The organism is Polyangium sp. 15x6, assembly GCF_029960785.1.
GTDB lineage: Bacteria > Myxococcota_A > Polyangia > Polyangiales > Polyangiaceae > Polyangium.
In genome coordinates this window covers 139,813-158,176 of record NZ_JASBQE010000010.1, presented here as the reverse complement: position 1 = coordinate 158,176, position 18,364 = coordinate 139,813, and the positions used below count along the sequence as shown (strand labels likewise).

The 18,364-nt window shown below is 67.8% G+C and carries 15 protein-coding genes and 3 tRNA genes; 7 read left to right on the top strand and 11 right to left on the bottom strand.

The genetic code is table 11. From position 1 onward, the window contains the following. The first annotated feature begins 80 nt into the window (after positions 1 to 80). Positions 81 to 2,012, top strand: coding sequence for an ABC-F family ATP-binding cassette domain-containing protein (locus tag QHF83_RS10585; RefSeq protein WP_282417657.1), 1,932 nt, complete (start codon positions 81 to 83; stop codon positions 2,010 to 2,012). Between the two features lie 4 nt (positions 2,013 to 2,016). Here QHF83_RS10585 and QHF83_RS10580 read toward each other — a convergent pair whose 3' ends face one another. From QHF83_RS10580 to QHF83_RS10570, 3 genes are read right to left on the bottom strand one after another with little or no spacing between them, the layout of a single operon-like run. Continuing rightward, positions 2,017 to 3,555 carry a hypothetical protein gene (locus QHF83_RS10580; protein WP_282417656.1) on the bottom strand — a complete coding sequence of 513 codons (1,539 nt, stop codon included), beginning with the start codon at positions 3,553 to 3,555 and terminating at the stop codon, positions 2,017 to 2,019. Between the two features lie 38 nt (positions 3,556 to 3,593). Continuing rightward, positions 3,594 to 4,841 carry a phospholipase D-like domain-containing protein gene (locus tag QHF83_RS10575; RefSeq protein WP_282417655.1) on the bottom strand — a complete coding sequence of 416 codons (1,248 nt, stop codon included), beginning with the start codon at positions 4,839 to 4,841 and terminating at the stop codon, positions 3,594 to 3,596. Positions 4,842 to 4,900: 59 nt separating this feature from the next. After that, a complete protein-coding gene (locus tag QHF83_RS10570) occupies positions 4,901 to 6,670 on the bottom strand; it encodes a VWA domain-containing protein (protein ID WP_282417654.1) in 1,770 nt (589 codons plus the stop codon). A 411-nt stretch (positions 6,671 to 7,081) separates the two neighbouring features. Here QHF83_RS10570 and QHF83_RS10565 point away from each other — a divergent pair, with 411 nt between their 5' ends. Continuing rightward, complete coding sequence (locus tag QHF83_RS10565) at positions 7,082 to 8,260, top strand: hypothetical protein (RefSeq protein WP_282417653.1); 1,179 nt, start codon at positions 7,082 to 7,084, stop codon at positions 8,258 to 8,260. A gap of 3 nt (positions 8,261 to 8,263) precedes the next feature. Here QHF83_RS10565 and QHF83_RS10560 read toward each other — a convergent pair whose 3' ends face one another. From QHF83_RS10560 to QHF83_RS10545, 4 genes are all read right to left on the bottom strand, one after another. Then, a complete protein-coding gene (locus tag QHF83_RS10560) occupies positions 8,264 to 8,929 on the bottom strand; it encodes a hypothetical protein (protein ID WP_282417652.1) in 666 nt (221 codons plus the stop codon). Between the two features lie 56 nt (positions 8,930 to 8,985). Further along, entirely contained in the window at positions 8,986 to 10,620 is a 1,635-nt protein-coding gene (locus QHF83_RS10555; RefSeq protein ID WP_282417651.1) for a TROVE domain-containing protein, read from the bottom strand. Positions 10,621 to 10,919: 299 nt separating this feature from the next. Continuing rightward, positions 10,920 to 12,350 (bottom strand): HAMP domain-containing sensor histidine kinase, encoded by a 1,431-nt coding sequence (locus QHF83_RS10550; RefSeq protein ID WP_282417650.1) that lies wholly within the window; start codon positions 12,348 to 12,350, stop codon positions 10,920 to 10,922. Further along, a complete protein-coding gene (locus tag QHF83_RS10545; RefSeq protein ID WP_282417649.1) occupies positions 12,347 to 13,018 on the bottom strand; it encodes a response regulator transcription factor in 672 nt (223 codons plus the stop codon). The genes QHF83_RS10550 and QHF83_RS10545 overlap by 4 nt, the downstream gene beginning before the upstream one ends. 127 nt (positions 13,019 to 13,145) lie before the next feature. Between QHF83_RS10545 and QHF83_RS10540 the strand changes: the two genes are divergently transcribed. The 3 genes from QHF83_RS10540 (at position 13,146) to QHF83_RS10530 (ending at position 15,425) form a co-directional block, all read left to right on the top strand. Further along, positions 13,146 to 14,099, top strand: a complete 954-nt coding sequence (locus QHF83_RS10540; protein ID WP_282417648.1) for a hypothetical protein — start codon at positions 13,146 to 13,148, stop codon at positions 14,097 to 14,099. Between the two features lie 124 nt (positions 14,100 to 14,223). Further along, a complete protein-coding gene (locus QHF83_RS10535) occupies positions 14,224 to 14,838 on the top strand; it encodes an HdeD family acid-resistance protein (RefSeq protein ID WP_282417647.1) in 615 nt (204 codons plus the stop codon). A gap of 71 nt (positions 14,839 to 14,909) precedes the next feature. Continuing rightward, entirely contained in the window at positions 14,910 to 15,425 is a 516-nt protein-coding gene (locus tag QHF83_RS10530; protein WP_282417646.1) for a GNAT family N-acetyltransferase, read from the top strand. Between the two features lie 78 nt (positions 15,426 to 15,503). Here QHF83_RS10530 and QHF83_RS10525 read toward each other — a convergent pair. From QHF83_RS10525 to QHF83_RS10515, 3 genes are all read right to left on the bottom strand, one after another. After that, a tRNA-OTHER gene (locus tag QHF83_RS10525) sits at positions 15,504 to 15,628 on the bottom strand. A 151-nt stretch (positions 15,629 to 15,779) separates the two neighbouring features. Then, a tRNA-OTHER gene (locus tag QHF83_RS10520) sits at positions 15,780 to 15,903 on the bottom strand. A gap of 217 nt (positions 15,904 to 16,120) precedes the next feature. Further along, on the bottom strand, positions 16,121 to 16,471 hold the full coding sequence (locus QHF83_RS10515) for a hypothetical protein (RefSeq protein WP_282417645.1): 351 nt from the start codon (positions 16,469 to 16,471) through the stop codon (positions 16,121 to 16,123). A 362-nt stretch (positions 16,472 to 16,833) separates the two neighbouring features. On the opposite strand from QHF83_RS10515, the gene QHF83_RS10510 reads away from it, so the two are divergent. Beyond that, positions 16,834 to 17,397, top strand: a complete 564-nt coding sequence (locus QHF83_RS10510; protein WP_282417644.1) for a LuxR C-terminal-related transcriptional regulator — start codon at positions 16,834 to 16,836, stop codon at positions 17,395 to 17,397. A 148-nt stretch (positions 17,398 to 17,545) separates the two neighbouring features. After that, positions 17,546 to 17,950, top strand: coding sequence for a hypothetical protein (locus QHF83_RS10505; RefSeq protein WP_282417643.1), 405 nt, complete (start codon positions 17,546 to 17,548; stop codon positions 17,948 to 17,950). Positions 17,951 to 18,126: 176 nt separating this feature from the next. Here QHF83_RS10505 and QHF83_RS10500 read toward each other — a convergent pair. Then, a tRNA-OTHER gene (locus QHF83_RS10500) sits at positions 18,127 to 18,251 on the bottom strand. Positions 18,252 to 18,364 lie beyond the last annotated feature (113 nt).

The window sequence follows — 18,364 nt, the reverse complement described above, 5'->3', positions numbered from 1 at the left end:
CGCGCCGTTCGAGGCTCCATGACGGAAGGTCTGTCGTTCCCGTCGCACCAGAAGTTCGCCGCAGTGCTACGCTCGGTTCCGTGCCCGTCCTCGTTGCGCAGGAGTTAACGAAGTCCTTTGGTGAGAGGCGCATCCTCGATGCCGTCTCGCTTTCCATCCACAGCGGAGAACGCGTCGGGCTCGTCGGAGCCAATGGGAGCGGCAAGAGCACGCTCGCGCGTATCCTCGCGGGTCTCGACAAGCCCGACACGGGCACGGTCGCGCAGCGGCGCGGCGCGGACGTCGCGTATCTCGCGCAGGAGCCCGCGCTCGACCCGGCGAAAACGGGCCGCGAGCTGGTCGTAGAGGGCCTCGGCCCGTGGGCCGCGGCGAAGGCGCGATACGAGGCGATCTCGGCGCGCCTCGGCCATGGCGACGGCGATCAGGACGCCCTCCTCGCCGAGCAGGCGGAGGCGGCTGCGCAGATCGAGCGGCTCGGCGGTTGGGATCAGCTCCACAAGGTCGACGAGATCCTCGGCCACGTCGGCGTCACGCGCCCCGACGCGCCCACGACCGAGCTCTCGGGCGGGGACAAACGCCGCGTCGCGCTCGCTTGCTTGCTCATCGCGCCGCCTTCGCTGCTCGTGCTCGACGAGCCTTCGAACCACCTCGACACCGAGACGATCGACTGGCTCGAGCGCTGGCTCGTCGAGGAGTACAAGGGCGCGCTGCTCATCGTCACGCACGATCGGTATTTGCTCGACCGCGTCGTCGATCGGACGATCGAGCTCCACCGCGGCAAGGTGTATTCGTACGAGGGCGGCTACGAGGACTACCTCGAAGCGAAGGCGGAGCGGCTCGCGCTCGAGGCGCGCACCGAGCAAAACCGGCAGAATTTGCTCCGGACCGAGCTCGAATGGCTGCGGCGCCAGCCGAAGGCGCGCACGACGAAGCAGAAGGCGCGGATCCAGAGGGCCGAGGCTGCGAAGGCGGCCGTCCCCGCGCGCGCCGAGCAGACCGCGAAGCTCCTGGCGGAATCGAGTTTTACGGGGAAAACCGTCCTCGAATTGCGCAAGCTCACCCTCGACATGGGGGGCCGCACGCTCGTCAAGGACCTCGATTTCGTGCTCGCGGCCGGCGAGCGCGTGGGGATCGTGGGGCGGAACGGCACGGGAAAAACCACGCTGCTCCGGGCGATCCTGGGCGAGGTCGCGCCGGCGCGCGGCGAAGTGGTGGTCGGGAAAAACACCCGCGTAGGGTATTTCGATCAGCACCGTGGTGGGCTCGACGAGGACAAATCGATCTATGACAACGTCGCGGCGGCGGGCAACAAGATCGAGCTCGGCGGCCAGCCGATCGAGGTCCGCTCGTTCCTCGAACGGTTCCTCTTCGACGGACATGCGCAGCGTCAACCCGTGAAATCCCTCTCCGGCGGCGAGCGGGCGCGGGTCGTCTTGGCGAAGATGTTATCGCAGAGCCATAGCCTGCTGATCCTCGACGAGCCCACGAACGACCTCGACCTGCCCACGCTCTCGGCGCTGGAGGAGATGCTCACCGAATACGGCGGCAGCGCGCTCGTCGTGACGCACGATCGGTGGTTCCTCGATCGCGTCGCGACCTCGCTCCTCGTGTTCGAGGGCGACGGCCGTGTCGTGCGGTATGCGGGCGGGCACCAGGATTATCTGGTGCAAAAGGCGGCCGCGGAAGCCGCGAAGGAGGAGGCGGCCAAGGCCGCGGCGGCAGCGGCGAAAATGACCAGCAAGGACAAACCCGCCGCCGCGAAGCCCACCGCGCCGAAATCGAAGGGGCTCACCTGGGCCGAGCAGCGCGAGCTCGAAGGGATCATGGGTCGGATCGAGGAGGCGGAGAGCGAGGTCGCGGCGCTCGAAAAGGATCTCGCGGATCCGGCGCTGTATTCGTCACGCGGCGCGGACGTCCCGGTGCTCGGAAAGCGCCTCGACGAGGCGAAGGCCCGCGCCGCGACGTTGCTCGCGCGGTGGGAAGAGCTCGAACAGAAGCAGGCGGGGGCCTAACCCCTCACTCCTTCACGATATCGCACGTGAGCTCCTCGGAGACGAGCTCGGTGCCGCCCGTGCCCTCGCGCAGCGAGACCACGAGGATCTTCCCGTCGGGAAGCGGCAAGAGGCGCACCTCCGAGGCCAGGGCTTTGTCGTCGAGCACCGAGAAGCGCTTGCCGATCGCCTGGAACTTCTCGTCGATCGGCACGAGCTCGAGGTCGCCGCTGCCGCGCTTGCCCTCGATGAACGCGAGCCAGCGCCGCCCCTGCGTGTCGCGCAGGAAGGTCGGATCCGTCTCGGAATGGTCGTGGTGGTCGGCCTCGTCGTCGTGCCCGTGCGCGTGATCGTGGCCCGCGTCGCCCATGTGCGTGTCGATTGCGACGAGCTTCTTCGGCAGCTCCTGGCTCTTCGGCACCCGGAGCGCCCGCAGCGCGAAATGGCCCTTCTCCTTGGCCACGGACGTCACGATCACGACGTCCTCGCCGTCCTCCGCGGCGTACGGGATCGTCGGGAATCCCGGATAGCTCACGAGCTTGCTCTTCAGGCGCTTGTTTTTCCCGAGGATCCCCACGCGGAGCGTCGAGCTGAACCGCGTCGCGAGCAGGAGCGAGCCGTCGTCGAACGCGCGCGAGATCGGCACCTCGAACGAGGCGAGCGCGGGCGGATCCCCCTTGAGCACGATCTCGTGCAGGTGGACCTCGTTCTCCTTGTTCCCCGTGTCCACCATCAGCGTGCTCTTCCATTCGAGCGCGCCTTCGGCCTTCTCGTCCGCTTCGAGCTCGGAGCCCACGATCCACGCCCTGCCGCCGCCGTCCGAGAACGTGCGGCAATCCCTGAGCTCGTGATAGCCCTTCTCGTCCTCGGCCTCGTCGACCTTGGCCTTCGCGTCGTCCTCGGCGTGGCCCCGATCGTAATCGTGGCCCTTGAGCAGCTTCGCCCGCTCCTCGCCAGCGGGTTTTTCCGGACGATCGAGCCAGGGCGTGCCGTCGAAATGGTTCCAGGCGTCGCTCGTGTCGGCCGGGCCGCAGGCGACGCGGCGCCGCTTGTCCTTGTATTCGTCGTGGTAATCAACGAACGCGTAGACCTTGTCGCCGTCGGCCTTCGACGGCGTCACGCGCATGACCTTGCGCGTCCCTTCCTCGGCCTTCGGCGGCTTTGCGAGGGGCGAGGTTTTGCCCACGGCGACCTTCACGAGCCGGCCCTCGCCCGACTTCTCGACGACGAGCACGTACGGGTCGTAGCCCATCGCCAGGCCCACGCCGTGCCGGCCTTCGCCGAGGTTCACGACCGAAAGGCCCGTCAGCTTGTTCGCGCCCGCGCCCCACACCTTCTTTTCGCCCGCCTTGCACGCGGGCGGCCCCTCCGGGGGCTTGATCGGCGCGGCCGTGCTGGTCGCGGCCGCGACGGCGGGCGTGGTCGAGCCCTGCGGTGCCGCCGAAGTCGCTGCGGCGGCTGAGGGCGCGGGCGTCGGGGTAGGCTTGATGTCGTTCGAACCGCGGTCACACGCGGCGACGAGGACGAGGGGAAGGAGCGGGGCTACGCGGCGGAAGTCGTGCACGCGCCGATGAGAAAACGAAATGCCCCCGCCCGTCAATCTCATTCGATGCGCGGCGGCTCGTACTTCCGATCGGGATCGAGCGCCTCGGTGTACGTGCTGCCGAACCCGTCCTCGAAGATGCGCCCGAGCCGCTCCGCGATCGTCTTGCCATCGATGAACAGGCCGACGTTCCGGCTCACCGTGAAATAGTCGCCCTCCCAGTTGCTCGTGCCGATCCAGGCGCTCTTGCCGTCGACGACCATGTATTTCGCGTGGGCCACGCGCGCGAACGGGATGAAGCCGGACGAGCTCTGCGGGATCACGATGAACTTGATGGAGATCCCCGGCGCGCGCGCGAGCTCGCGCAGCCCTTCGAGCGACGCCTCGCGTTTGCTCCAATCCGCGACGAGCAAACGCACGCGCACGCCGCGCTTCGCCGCGCGCCGGAGTGCGTCGTCGAGGTCCGTCCACGGCGTGCCGTTTCGCATCTTCGTGCGGTACGTGAGGACCTGCAGATCGAGCGTACGCTCGGCGCCGTCGATCCGCGCGAGCAGCTCGGGCAGCTCCCACGGTACGCCTGCGGGCAGGAGATCCTTGGGGCTCGCCGTGGGCAGGATCCGCGCCTCCTCGCCGCCGAGCGTGACCTTTGCGGGGATCTGGAGCGGCGTCGTTTTCGGCGGCTCGGCATTCGGCTCGTCGCCGGATGCCCCCCAATCTTGCTCGAAGACCCGCGCGAATGCCGCGACGACCTCGGGCACGCGCACCCGCGCTCCGATTTCCTGGATGTGCTCGAGGGAGCGGTAATCCATGTTCTGGCTGCCGACGTACGCGTCCGAATCGTCGACGACCATGTATTTCGCGTGCTGCACGCCGTCGCGCGCTCGAAGATCCATCTTGCGGACGATCACCTTGCGCGAGGCCAGCCGATCGACGGATTCGGGGTATCGCAGGTAAAACTTGATGTCGACGAGGAGCCGCACGCGCACGCCGCGCGAGGCGGCCTCCTCGATCGCCGCGAGCACCGGCTCGAGTTTTCCGCCGGGCGCATTGCTGATGTAAAAATGCTCGATGTCGATCGAACGTTTTGCGCCCTGGATCATCGCGAGCCAAACGTCGGCGGCGTTCGGCACGTCGGGGTGGTCGAGCGTGGTCTCGGTCGGCGGGGTCTCGACGAGCTCGATCGGCGGCACCGCGGCGATCGGCTGCGCGGGCGTGGGCGTGGGCGCGGGGGTTTGTGGGGCCGGTTCGTGGGGACAACCCGCGAGGGCGAGGAGCGAGGCGGCGAGGGGGAAGGCGAGGCGCGACATCGGAGTCGCGCCCAGAATAGAAGGATCGAAGTCGTTCGTCGAGGTCCCGGCGCTCTTTTTCAGCGCGCCACGGCCGGGCCCTGATTGCCCGTCGCGAGCTTCTCCGCGCGGTGCACGAGGCTCACGAACTCCTGCTGATCGGATTGCGTCGTCGCGGCCTGATCGGCGAGCCGCGCGATGTCCTTCATCGACCAATCCCGCGCGTGCGGGCTCTGCCGCAGCACCTCGGCGAACGCCGCGACCGTCGCGGCGAACCGGAAATCGCGCCCCGCCGCGTCGAACGAGGCCGCGATCGCCCCGGGATCCATCTTGAACTCGCTCTCCGTCGCCGTATCGCCGGCGAGCGGCTGCTTGTGGCGCAGGCGCAGCACGATCGGCGAGGCCTTCGTGTCCTTGAGGACCACGTCGTAGATCGCCGTCACCGCGTGGCCGTTGCCGATCTCGCCCGCGTCGACCTTGTCATTGCGGAAATCCTTGTCCGCGATGTCCCGGTTCTCGTAGCCGATGAGCCGATACTCCTTCACCACCTTCGGGTCGAACTCCACCTGGATCTTCACGTCGCGCGCGATGACCTCGAGCATGCCGGAGAGCTGGTCCTGGAATACGCGCTTCGCCTGCACCTCGCTGTCGATGTACGCGTAATTCCCGTCGCCCTTGTCGGCGAGGCGCTCCATCATCGTGTCCTTGTAATTGCCCATGCCGAAGCCCACCGTGCTCAGCGTGATGCCCTTGTCCTTGTAACGGCCGATCATGTCGAGGATCTGCTCGTGCGACGTCGCGCCCACGTTCGCGTCGCCGTCCGAGAGCACGATGACGCGATTGACGTGGCCCTTCACGAACGTCCGCTCGGCGAGCTTGTACGCGAGCTCGATTCCGCTCGCCATCGCGGTCGAGCCCGAGGCGTTGAGGTCGTCGATCGCGCGGAAGATCTTGTCCTTCTCCTCGATCCCGGTCGGCGCGAGCACCTCGCGCACGTTGCCGGCGTACGTGCAGAGCGCCACGGTGTCGCCCTTCTTCAGCGAATTCGTGAGGAGCTTCAGGCTCCGCTTGGCGAGCGGGATCTTGTCGGCCGATTCCATCGAGCCGCTCGTGTCGACGAGATACACGAGGTGCACGGGCTTGCGCGCGCTCTCCGGCACGCGCTTGCCTTGCACGGCGACGCGCACGAGGTGATGGCCCTTCGTGAACGGCGACGGCGCGGCCGCGAAGTGCACGGCGAACGGCCCGCTCTTCGGGCCCTCGTAGGTGTAATCGAAGTAGTTCAAGAACTCCTCGGCGCGGACGGAGGCGAACGGCGGCAGCGTGCCCTCCATGATTTTTCGACGCGCGATCGAATAGGACGCCGTGTCGACGTCGATGGCGAACGTCGAGAGCCGATCCTTCGCCGTGTCGACGACCGGGTTCACGCCGTAATCCTTGTAATCCTCGGTGCCCTTCGGCTCGGGCGGCGCGACCGCGATCGGGGCGGGCTGCTGCGGCGACGGCTTTGGCGTGGCGACGGCGACCTTGCGCTCGACCTCGGCCTTCTTCATGGGCGCCGTGGGCATGATCGGAGGCGGGGGCGGGGCCATCATGGTGGGCGAGGGGTTCACAATGGGCTGCTGCGCCATCGGCGCGGCCGCGCCGGCGGCCACGGGCGCGGCCTCGTCCTCGGCCGCCGGCGCGGCGGCGGTGTATTCCTGCGGGTAGGAGGAATCGCTGACCGCCGTCGCAGTGGTCCTCGGCTCGGCGGCGCCTCCCGACGAGGCGGAGCTGGCGCTGCAACCGGCGAGGGTCTGGGCAAGCGTGACGAGGGCGACGAGGGCGACGACGGGGCGGGAGCGCAACATGGCAGAAGTTCCTCCGGGTGGCGTTTCGCCCAAGGAAACGGCGCCGCTCGGCGGACCTTACAGGCGCCTCGCACGATCGCGTGCAGAGGCGTCCGTATCGCCGTGGCGGTGGATCCGTCTGCTCGGGAGAGTGTGAACGAAACGACGGTGCCGCCCCTGCGCAAGTCGAGCAGCCCCGGCGCAACCGGGGCCTCGAATGCCGGGGCCCGCCGCCGATTCCACCTTGGCCCTCCCTTTGCAATGCGGCGGGACGAACCCTTTCGCGGAGCCAAACCCTTGCGAACTTCGCTTGCTTTTCTCTTTCTTGCGTCTTTCCTCCCTGCCTGCTCGTCGGGACCCGGGCCCAGTGAACCGTACCCGGGTGATAGTCCTGACAAACCCAACGATCCCGTAGCGCTCGTCTGCGACCTCATGCGCGCCGCGTGCGATCGACAGGTCGCGTGCGGGCATCCTTTCGTCAACAACACGCCGGGCGGCGTCGATGCTTGCCTCGAAGCGCAGCGCTGCGAATCGGTCGCCGACGTGCTCACCTCGCCCGACGTCGTGGTCGACTCCGACGCCGTCGAGAAATGCGCCGCGGCGATCGAAGCCTCGAGCTGCGGAGCGCTCGCCGCGCAGGGCCTCGGCATCGATCCTTCTTGCGAGCATTACGTCGTCGGCACCCGCGCCGAGGGCGAGAGCTGCCGCGGAGGCACCGTCTCCGATTGCGCCGCGGGCCTTTCCTGCGTGTTCGAGGGCGACACGTGCCCGGGCACCTGTGCGCGCGCGCCCGCGCGTTGCAGTGAGGGATCCTGCGGCCCGGACGCGTTCTGCGCTTCGGACGGCGCCTGCAAGGACCGCGCGGCGATCGGCGCGGCGTGCGACGAGACACTCCTCGACTTCGAGAACCTGCGCGACGACCCCTGCGTCGCCGGCGCCCATTGCGCGGGCTCCTTCTGCGTGGCCGACCTCGACGCGGGCGCAGCGTGCGCCGGGGCAAACCTCTACGCGTGCGGCGAAGGCGCGGCCTGCCTCTGCGCGGACCCCGCGAATTGCACGAGCGACGCCGATTATGCTTGCCGCCCCGCGCGCGCCGAGGGCGAGCCTTGCAACATGGCGCTCGATTGCGGCGCGGGCCTTTATTGCAACTTCGACGACGAGGGCCGCTGCTCGAAGCGCGGCGGGCTCGGCGCGGCGTGCGGCAATGCGCTCGGCGCCTGCCAGCATCCGCTCACGTGCGTCGAGGGGAAATGCGCGGGCGAGGAGCCGATCGTCTCCGAGCTCCCGCTGCTCGAAGAGGGCGAGAGCTGCGTCGAGAGTGGCGCCTGCCCGCTCGGCACGGCCTGCACCTGCGACAACGAGGGCTGCACCGAAAAGCGCTGCCTGCCCGCGCCGGGCCTCGGCGCGAGTTGCCAGGAGCAAATGCTCGCGAACGTCACCCCGTTCGCCTGCGCCGAGGGCCTCTGCGACATCCTCGCCGATTACACCTGCGTGCTGCCTGCGGCCGCGGGCGAGCCTTGCCCCGTCGACGGCTTGACCCTCGCCTGCGCCTCGCTCGTCTGCATCGGCGGCAAATGCGCCTCCGTGGAGCAGACGCGCTGCGAGGAGTGACGCTCAATCGTCGTCATCCTCGTCTTCTTCCTCGTCGCCCGGCTCGGGCATCTCGATCTTGAAGGGGGGATCGAGCCGCTCGCCGTTCTCGGGATCGTACGAACCGAACCGGATGCTCCCCTCACCGGCATACATGCGTTTCGGCGACTTCCTCCACTTGCTGTAATCGAGCTTCGCGCGCTCGCCAGGGGCGAGGCTCGGCGGTTCGAGGGCGGGCAGGCGCGGGGTGACGGCGCCCCAATCGACCGCCAACGTCATCGCCTCGTATGTGTTCCAATCGTCATCGTCGTGGTCGTCCTCGCCGGGGATGTCCTCCTCGTCCTCGCCATCGTCGAGATAACGCTGCCGGCGCCTCTCGTATACGAGGGCTCGCGCGGCAGCCGTGTCCGAAAGCGGCACGGCAGGTCCGTCGCCGAGGCGAACCTGAAGGAAGGAATGCAGGTCGAGGAAGCCCACCACGTTTCCACGCTGGACCGTCCAGATACCGAGCGTCGCGCCATACCAGATCGCGTGGTACGCGCTCATTCCGCCGCCATTCTCGAGGAAGACGTCGAGGCACGCGCGGATGTGATCGAGATTGGAATAGGCGTGGAGCTCGGCCCAGCGAGAACCGCCGGGCCCGACCGAGAGCTCGAGGACGTAGCAGCTTCGATCCTGCGGAGGAGCCATGCGAAAGAGGAGAGCAGATCAGGGGGCGAGGCACAAGATGCGCCCCGCCCCCGCGATCACGCCGCCTTCCCGGAGGAGGCCTTTTCCATCTCCGCGGCGAAGCGGAGCAGGCCCTCGCCCCAGCCGCCGAGGATGTACGTACGGTCGTAGAACTCCGGCACGAGCGTGTCCTTGTAGCCCGCGATCTGCACCAAGAACACCTTCACGTTCGGGTTCACGCGCTTGCGATACGTCGACACGAGCTTCGCCACGTCGATGTATTGCCCGCCCGCGCCCCAGCCGTACTCGCGGTAATGCGCCTTGTTCGTACCGTACAGCCCGCCGTGGCCCGCCTGCATGTCGCTCATCACGAAGATCGAGTCCCAGTGCTCCTTCATCCGGATCGCCCGGTCGAGGAAGAGCCAGATACCATTCTCCGTGGACTGACCGATGTCCTTCGCGAGCCCCTCGGCGCGCTTCAATTGATCGAAGATCGACGCGCCCTTGCGGATCGCGAACGTCTCCAGCTTGTCACCGAACACGCCGAGGTGACCCTCGTCCGCGCGCATACCCGCGAGCACGCCCGTCAGGTTGCCGATCGTCGAGACCTTCATCGTGCCCATCGCGCTCGTCGTCGTCCCCTGCGCCGAGCCGCTGTTGTCCGCGAGCACCATCACGCGGCCGCGGAAATGGGGCAATTCACCGAGCGACGTGACGAGGCACTTCTCGATCGCGTCGAGCAGCGGCCCCGGCGCCTTGTTCTCCACGGCCTTGTAGGCCGAGAAGTAGCGGAAAGGCAATTGCTTGCCGTCCTTCGCGCCCGCGAGGAGCGACGGAACGATCTCATCCGCCTTGATACCCGCCTCCAGCATGTTGCGGAGATTCCGCAGCATCGCCATGTGGCCCATGACCGCCATCGCCTTCTTCCACGCCGTGCGGTTCGAGCCGCGCGCGCTCACGATCGCCTCCCACGTGCGGCCCGTGTTCTTCGCCTCGCCCTTCACGAGCTTATGAACCGCCTCGCTCTTCGGGTGCACGAGGTTCACGACGTCCACGGTCTTCGCCGCGTGGTCCTCGAGCCGGTACTTCGCGAGCCCGTACGTATCGAAGCGCGTGATCGCGTCACGCCACGCCTTCTTCAGCGCATTCGGGATCGGCTTGCCGTACCGGAACATCTGGTACGCGAGGCCGACCGCCGGCTCGTCCGCGCGCTTCACGATGCGCGGCGCATACTTGCGCACGAGGCCCGTGCCCTTCACGGCGCGGTGGTTCGCCGCGCGCACGAGGATGACCTGCGGCGTCGTGCGGATATGCTCCTCGTTGCGCAATCGCGCCGCCTCCTCGAGCGTCGCCTCGGCGTCGTGATCGAGCGCCTCGTCGATCGCGCTCTCGATGAGCTCCGCGGGCGACATCTTGCGCCACGCCTGCGGGTCGACCGCGTCGAGCGTCGCGCGCAGATAATCGACCTCCTTGTTCGACAGCCGGCACGAGCTCGCCGCGGCCTTCACGGGACGCGCGTCCTTCTCGTCACGATGGTAATACATCGGCTCGCCGAAGAAGCACGTCGACGCCGCGAGGCGGAGGCGCAGGAGCGGCGACGAGAGGTCGTACGACACGCCGGCCATGAAATTCAGGTGCCCCGAGGCCGGGGGCGTCTGCGACGCTGCCTTCGCGCGAGCCTTCTCCTTCTTGATGAAGCTGAAAAACGCCATGACGAACCTACCGGTTCTCCGCGCGGCACGCGCCGCGTGGATCGAAAAAAACGCCCGAGGAGCCCGGGAGGACCATGGGCGGCGGGTTTGTTTCGTTGAAATCGAAGGAACCGCCGCCCTCACTGCCCGGGGCTCGGGGGAGCGGCCCTCGCGAGGAGGGTGCTCGGGGAGAGGGCATTGCAGCGGTCGTGCCAGCGCACCGCGGGGCCCGGAGAGGCCGGCGTTCGTGCGGGTTTCGTGAGGATGCGGCCGGCCGGGGAGGGTAGCGGAGCGCAGCGCGTAGACGATGGGATAAAGATTTATCCTACAGGAGCATCGAGCTCGCCTTCGAGCTCGACCTCGAGGCCGCCATACTCGGACGGCCGGAGCGTCAGCCGGAAGCCGTGCAGCTTCGCGGCGCGGTACGTGATGTGGAGCCCGAGCCCCTGTCCGTCCGGAGCACGCGAGCGCGCCTCGTTGCCACGAAAGCCGCGCTCCGCGAGCCGTGAAAGCTCGGCCTCCGGGATGCCGGGGCCGTCGTCGACCACGCGCAATCGAAAAAGCTCGTTCGCGACGCGATCCAGGATGACCGCGACGTGGCCGCCGGGGCGATTGTAACGGACGGCGTTGTAGGTGACGTTGCTGATCGCCTGTTCGAGGAGCGTCACGTCCGCCGAGACGGTGACGGGCTCTCCGGGGACGGCGGTCTCGATCGATACCCCGAGCTGTTTCGCAATGGGCCTGTGCCGGCCGACGACCCGCTTCACGAGCGCTTCGAGATCGACCTCGCACCGCTGGAGCGTTACGTCGGCCGCTTCGAGCCGCGCCGTGGCCGCGAGGTTGTGCACGAGCGACGCCATGTAATGCGCCTCGTCCATCGCCGAGACGAGCGCGCCGACGTCGACGGGTTTTCCCGCGGCCGCGTCCTCGCGCAAGGTCGCGAGGTGACCCTGCAGCACCGTCAGCGGGATCATCACGTCGTGCGTCGTGTTGGCCAGGAAATGGCGGAGCGCCTGCTCGCGCCGGTCCTTCTCTTCGAGCTGGGATCGAATCTCGCGGCCCGCCGCATTGAAGGCTCGCGCGAGCACGCCGATCTCGTCGTCGCCCTCGATCAGGACGGCGTCCGCGTACGTGGCCGACGCCGAGCGCAGGACGGCCTCGGTGAGCTTGCGAATGCGCCGGACCACCGGGCCCAGGGCGAGGAGCATGGCCGCGAAGACGGCCACCGTGGGCAGGAGCCAGATGTTCGATTCGGGGAGCACCGCGCCCCAGGTCGGATCGGTCGTCCCGCGGGCGAGCACGTACGCGCACGGGCCCGTGCCCCAGGGCATGCGCGCAAGGAGCTCGACCGAAGAGGTTGGCAAGACATACGATGCAATGGCGACGTCTTGCTCGTGGATGGCGCGCGCGAGCGCCTCGGGGATCACGGGCGCGTCGGGGTTCGCCGAATGAAGCGATTCGTCGTAGGCATGCACGACCGCGGGCCGCGCGCCGTGGGGCCGCGGAGGCCCCGGCGGAGGACGAGCGCCGCGCGGAGGCCCCGGAGGCAGGCTCGGCCGCAGTTCGCCCCCGAACGACGACGGGGCGGCCTCGCACGCCTCGCGCGCCGTGGGCATTTGCCCGAGCACGAATTCCGTGAGCTTCTGCTCCGCGGCCCGATGCCTCGCCGCTCCGTCGTACCAGAACAAGGCGAACGTCATCGGGACCATCACCAGAATGGTGGCGACCGCGAGTCGCGCCCGAAGCTTCATTCGTCGCGCCCGTCGCCCAGCCGATAGCCGATCCCCCACACCGTCTCGACGAACGCGCCGCGCCCGAGCTTCTTGCGCAACCTCGAGACGTGCACGTCGAGCGTCCGCTCGGTCCCGTCGCGCTCCGGATCGAGCACGCGCGCGGCGAGCGAGCTGCGCGTCATGGCCTCACCCGGCCGCTCGGCGAGCGCCGCGAGGAACTCGAATTCGAGCCGCGTGAGCTCCACACGTTCGCCGCGCACGGAGACCTCGCGCCGCCCGCGCTCGATCCGGAGCGCGCCGACCTCGACGACGTCCCCGCGCCCGAGCGTGGGCCTGCGCAGGCGCGCCCGTACGCGCTCGACGAGCTCCTCGGGCCAGAATGGTTTCGTCATGTAGTCGTCGGCGCCGAGCCGGAGCGCGCGGACCTTGTCGGCCGTATCGTTGCGCGCGCTGAGCACGAGCACCGGCACCTCGGAGAACACGCGCAGGTCCTTCAGGATGTCCATTCCGTACGTTCCGGGCAGCATCAGATCGAGCACGACGAGGTCGACATCGGGCAGGGTCTCTCGAGACAAACGCCGCCCCTCCTTCCACCAGGTCGGCTCGTAGCCGGCGTCGCGGAGTCGCTTGACGATCTGCGCGCCTAGCTCTTGATCGTCCTCGATGACGAGCACCCTCTTCCCCATGGTCCCTCTTGTGGATCGCTTTCGCCGGCGGCGCGAGCCCCATCGTAGCCGAGGACGGAAGGCGTGTCCCGGCACGTAAGGAATTCGTAAGATTTCGGATCTACATACCAGTCCAGGAGGAACGCGCATGCCTCGCCATACGAAGAAGGACCGCTCCCAGGAAACCATCACGCGCCGATCCGTGCTCCGCGGCATTGGCACGGCCCTCTGCGCCGCGCCGCTCGCAGCGTTCGTCGGTTGCGGTGGAACGAATGAAAACACCGGCTCCGGCGGGACGGGCGGGTCGGGCGGCGCCGGCGGCGCCGGCGGATCCGGAGGCGCGGGTGGCAGCGGCGGCACGGGCGGCGCCGGAAATGGCGAATGGGCCACGGGCGGCACAGCCTCGATGTCCGGCGATTACGCGGATCCGTTCACCGACGATCCGGGCGCGACGTGTGCGCTCGTCTGCGCCATGACGCTCGGGCCTTGTTATGCCGAGACGGTCGTCCGGAAAGACATCAGCGAGGGATCGGCGGGCCTGCCGATGCGGCTCGCGCTGCGTGTCGTCGACGAGTCGTGCAAGCCGGTCGAGGGCGCGGAGGTCGACGTCTGGCACACGTCCGCCACGGGCCTCTATTCGGGCGACGACTCCGTGGAGATGTGCACGGGCAACGACGCGGAGGCCCTCGCGGCCCGCTGGTTCCGCGGCGTGCAGACCACGGACGCGAGCGGCCGTGTCGATTTCGATTCGTGCTTCCCGGGCTGGTATTCGAGCCGGACGATCCACATCCACTTCACGGTGCGCGTCGGCGGAAACGAATACGTCACGTCCCAGCTCTTCTTCCCGGACGATCTCAGCGACGAGATCATCGCGACGCAGCCGATTTACAAGGACCGCGGCGCGCGCGACACGACGAACGAGAACGACACGGTGATCGCGGCCGACGCCGCCGCCGATTACACGCTCCAGACGAAGAAGATGTCGGACGGCGCGCTGCTCGCGTGGAAGACGCTCGTGATTCGCTCCTCGCTCGCGAATGCCTTGTGCCAGGCGCCGGGTGGAATGGGAGGCCCGGGCGGCGGGCCGCCTCCGGGGCCCTGAGCCGGCTCGCCTCGCGAGCGTCTGCACGCCATTGCGATCGCCCGGGCCGCCTCACGCGCGCCCACCTCCTTGACACCCGCCGAGGATGGCACCCTGTTCCGCGCAGGAAAAGGAGGGTACTCCCATGACGCAACCTCCGGAAGGGCCGGTCGACACGACCCGCATAACGGTGGTCGGGCAGATCGAGGATGTGGTGCGGAAAAACCGCGCGTGGTTTTTCGGGCTCGGCGTGGCTTTCATGGTGTTCGGTGTTCTCTTGCTCCTCATGCCCGTGATCGCCTCGGTGGCCACGGCGGTCGTGATCGGCTGGGTCATGGTGATCGCCGGCATCTTCCAGGGGTTTCACGCGGTCCGCAATCGCGGCTGGAAAGGCGCCGGCTGGTCGCTCGTGGGCTCGGCGCTGCTCGTGGTCGCCGGCGCGCTCGTCGCGGCTTTCCCGCTGACGGGCACGCTTACCCTGACGCTCACGCTCGCGGCCTTCTTCGCGGCCAATGGCGTGGTCAAGATCATACGGGCCGTGCAGAACCGCCGGATCCCCGCCTGGGGATGGCTCTTTTTCGACGGCATCATCTCCCTGGCGCTCGGTGTGCTGATTGGCGTCGGCTGGCCGAGCACGGCCGCCTGGGCGCTCGGTATGCTGGTCGGGATCGATTTGCTGCTCGGCGGGACGTCGATGATCTTGATCGGTCTCGGCGCGGGGGCCGCGCTCCGCGGGCCGATCGCCACGACGCGGCCGTAACGGCGGCTCCTTCCGGTCCCCCTCGCCGTCGGCCTTGCCAAACCCCACCCACGACGTTGTATCGTGGCGGCATGGCTCAGCCCATGGCAGACGTGACCATTCGTCCTCTCCGAATCGAAAACCAAGCCGAACGCGGGCTCGTGCTCGCCCTCTTCGAGCGCTCGACGAGTGTCGGCTTTCCTGCGTGGTACACGCTCGAGGAGCTCGCCTTTCGCCAGCGCGAGACCGCGGCGGCGCTGCTCGAGCGGCAGGCATTGTCCGAGACACCGCTGCAAACGATCCCGGGCGAGGTCGTGCTGATCGCGGAAACGGCAGCCGGCGAGGCGATTGGCTTCGTGTGGGTGAGGACGGCTGTGGACCCTTTCACGCAGCAGCCGGTGGGCCACGTCGAGGATCTCGCGACGGTGCCGGGGCATGAGGGGAAGGGCGTGGGGGGCGCGCTCATGGCCGCGGCGGAAGATTGGGCGCGGGACCGCGGGCTGTCAGCGTTGACGCTCCACGTGTGGCCCGCGAACACGCGCGCTCGCGCGCTTTATGTGCGGCAGGGCTTCGGTGAGGAGATGATTCGAATGAGGAAAGTCCTCTGAGGGGCTTCCCTTCGAAACAGCAAAGCCCGATCCCCATTCTCGGGGATCGGGCAGAAAGCTCCTTCCGAGCCTTCCAAGCGCCAGGAGCGGGACTCGAACCCGCGGCCTCGCCGTTGACAGCGGAGTAACCCTGATCATCACTGCCGTCGCCGGAGAATATCGACCAAGGTGTTTTTCGCGCTCTACCCCTGAGCTATCCTGGCATTCATCGTCTCTCTGTTTCCAAAACGCTCGCTCCTCGGGAGAAAATTGGCCGCGGGGTCTTGTTCGTACCCTAAACGAAGGAACCGCAAGCCTCACTGCCCGGGGAGCTAGCGCGCGAAGGGAACGAGGGGGAACCCGAACCCTTCGCGGTACCAGGAGCGGGATTCGAACCCGCGACCACGTCCTTTCATGGAAGTAACCCTGGCCATCACTGCCGTCACCGGAGAAAACCGGCCAAGGTGTTTTACGTGCTCTACCACTGAGCTATCCTGGCGTCTTCGTGCTTCCCCTTGAAGCAGGCGGCGTGCCAAGCCGGCCAGGACCCCGCAAGGCCCGTTTTGGAGCGGATTTGGTGGTTCAGGTCGGAAAGGACGCCTGGTGCCCGGGAGGAGAATTATCCACGAGGATAAGTCCTATCCTGTAGGCTCATACGCGGAGGCGGGGCATGGAGCGGGCGGGGGCGAAGGTTCGCCCGAAGCGGCCGCGGCGTGTCAATGGCAGTAGAGCGCGACGAGATCTTCGCAGGCGGGGCCGGCCGTCGCCGTGTACCAAGTCCCTCCGGCCGTGCAGTCGAAGACCCTGCAGCCCGCCGTGCCCTTGTTGCCGCAGTGATACTTGAAATCGAAGCCGTTCGGGAGTTCGCAGAGGGTCCCCTCCGGGACCGGAACCGCAGGCTCGTCGCACCCCGCGGTGGACGGCAATCCGCAGAGCGCCTGTTCCGCTTCCAGCACCGCACCTTCGTCCTGCTCGGCGGGGGCTTGCTCGCCCTCCGCAATGGCGCCGCACGCGGTCAGAATCACGATGCTCGCGAGAGAAAGAATGAGACCTTGAAGCTTGCGCATATGTCCTCCTCGTTTGTCGGGGCGTGGCCCCACCCGACGAGTCGCATCATGGCGGGCGATGCGGCGCGGGCCCATCCCCCAGAACAGGGGGTACGGCGCTGGCGGATGAGGTAGACTCGGCGGGCACGGTCGAGGTGCGCGCATGCCCGCTGATAACGCGAGGGACATGGTTCGGGTCGAGGAGCTACGACGGCTGCTCCGGCTGACCCACGAGCTGCGCGACTTGCCGCGAGGGTCGGAGGCGCAGCGGCGGCACGCGCTGGAAGGGCTCTGTGCGCTGGTGGGCGCAAAAGTGGGGATGTGGAGCAACGTCCACGTGACGGGCGGCGCGGGGGGCCATCGCCATCGAGAATCTGCTCGACGTGGGATTCGCGGATTCCAGATCGCGCGAGCTTTTCCGCTCGTATGTGCAATCGGGGGAGCGGACGGCGGAGGACCCTTCACTGCCCGAGCTCGCGGCGCGGGCGCAGGGGCCCGTCTGCACATTCACGCGAGCAGAGCTCGTGGAGGACCGCGCGTGGTATGGCTCGGCGCACGTGCAGGAGCTGCGCCGCCCAGGCGACAGCGACGATTTCATTTACAGCATGCATCGAAGCAGCGGGGAGCCCGCGCGCGTCATTTCGCTCCATCGCCCCTGGGGCGAGCGGGCCTTCTCCGAGCGCGAGCGCCAGCTCGTCGCGGTGTTCCACGAGGAATGCAGCTTCCTGCACGAGCCGCCGGGCGTGCCCGCCGCGCGGCTGAAAGGCCTCTCCCCGCGCCTGCAGGAAACGCTGCGCGTCCTCGCGCGGGGCCTCAGCGAGAAGCAGATCGCCGCGGAGCTCGGCCTGAGCCAGTACACCGTGCACGATTACGTGAAGACGCTGCACCGCCATTTCGGCGTGGCCAGCCGCAGCGAGCTCTTGGCTCTCTGTCTCACGCCGGGATAGGTGTTCGAACCGGCGTGGTTGGGGTCGAAATGAGGGTCGGACTTGTGTTCCTGACCGGCGATGGATTCGTGCGTCCGTGCTTTACCGACGGAGGCTTCTTGGGTAGGGTCGGCGCACCGGCTCGTCCGGCCTTAGGTAAGGAGCTTCAATGCGAATGAAAAACTTGACCCGCGCGCTCGCTCTGACGTTCACCTTTGCCCTCGCTGCCCTGATCGGCGTGGGCTGTAGCTGCGACGAGGACGAGTTCAATGGCAAAGACGCCTGCCAGAAGCTCGTTGACGCGGTGAACGGCGTGCGCGCAGGATGCAGCAACCTGCCCCCGGTTGAGGACTCCGAGGTCTGCGGCTACGAGACCGACGCGTGCAACGACGCCGGCGGGTGCAGTCCGAAGGTGGATGTGGAGGCGTGCGTGAAGCGGCTCCAGCAGTTCTCGTGCACGGACGCCGAGGCCGGGGCGTATCGCGTGGCGGAGTGCAAGGACGTGTTCTACAATATCCAGTTGTCTTGCTCGCCGAAGAGCGGCGGCAACTACGGGGGTGATGATGACGACTGAGATCGAGGGCACCGCTGTAGCGAGCTCTTGAGACAGCTCGCACGAAAAACGCTCGCTCCCCGGGAGAAAACTGGCCGCGGGGTCTTTATTCGTACCCAAAACGAAGGAACCGCGAGCCTCACTGCCCGGGGAGCTAGCGCGCGAAGGGAACGAGGGGGAACCCGAACCCTTCGCGGTACCAGGAGCGGGATTCGAACCCGCGACCACGTCCTTGAAATGGAAGTAACCCTGGCCATCACTGCCGTCGCCGGAGAAAACCGGCCAAGGTGTTTTACGTGCTCTACCACTGAGCTATCCTGGCGTCTTCGTGTTCCGCCTGAAGCAGGCGCCGTGCCAGGCCCGCCAGGAACCCATGACGGTCCGTTATCGGCCGGATCGGGTGAACTGGTTCGCCAAGGACGGCCCGATGCTCGG

What these genes read in the sequence shown, in the direction of transcription:
- QHF83_RS10560 (WP_282417652.1), bottom strand. Translation starts at nt 8,929, where the DNA reads ATGGCTCCTCCGCAGGATCGAAGCTGCTACGTCCTCGAGCTCTCGGTC.
- QHF83_RS10555 (WP_282417651.1), bottom strand. Translation starts at nt 10,620, where the DNA reads ATGGCGTTTTTCAGCTTCATCAAGAAGGAGAAGGCTCGCGCGAAGGCA.
- QHF83_RS10570 (WP_282417654.1), bottom strand. Translation starts at nt 6,670, where the DNA reads ATGTTGCGCTCCCGCCCCGTCGTCGCCCTCGTCGCCCTCGTCACGCTT.
- QHF83_RS10565 (WP_282417653.1), top strand. Translation starts at nt 7,082, where the DNA reads ATGCGCGCCGCGTGCGATCGACAGGTCGCGTGCGGGCATCCTTTCGTC.
- QHF83_RS10545 (WP_282417649.1), bottom strand. Translation starts at nt 13,018, where the DNA reads ATGGGGAAGAGGGTGCTCGTCATCGAGGACGATCAAGAGCTAGGCGCG.
- QHF83_RS10530 (WP_282417646.1), top strand. Translation starts at nt 14,910, where the DNA reads ATGGCTCAGCCCATGGCAGACGTGACCATTCGTCCTCTCCGAATCGAA.
- QHF83_RS10535 (WP_282417647.1), top strand. Translation starts at nt 14,224, where the DNA reads ATGACGCAACCTCCGGAAGGGCCGGTCGACACGACCCGCATAACGGTG.
- QHF83_RS10575 (WP_282417655.1), bottom strand. Translation starts at nt 4,841, where the DNA reads ATGTCGCGCCTCGCCTTCCCCCTCGCCGCCTCGCTCCTCGCCCTCGCG.
- QHF83_RS10505 (WP_282417643.1), top strand. Translation starts at nt 17,546, where the DNA reads ATGCGAATGAAAAACTTGACCCGCGCGCTCGCTCTGACGTTCACCTTT.
- QHF83_RS10540 (WP_282417648.1), top strand. Translation starts at nt 13,146, where the DNA reads ATGCCTCGCCATACGAAGAAGGACCGCTCCCAGGAAACCATCACGCGC.
- QHF83_RS10515 (WP_282417645.1), bottom strand. Translation starts at nt 16,471, where the DNA reads ATGCGCAAGCTTCAAGGTCTCATTCTTTCTCTCGCGAGCATCGTGATT.
- QHF83_RS10550 (WP_282417650.1), bottom strand. Translation starts at nt 12,350, where the DNA reads ATGAAGCTTCGGGCGCGACTCGCGGTCGCCACCATTCTGGTGATGGTC.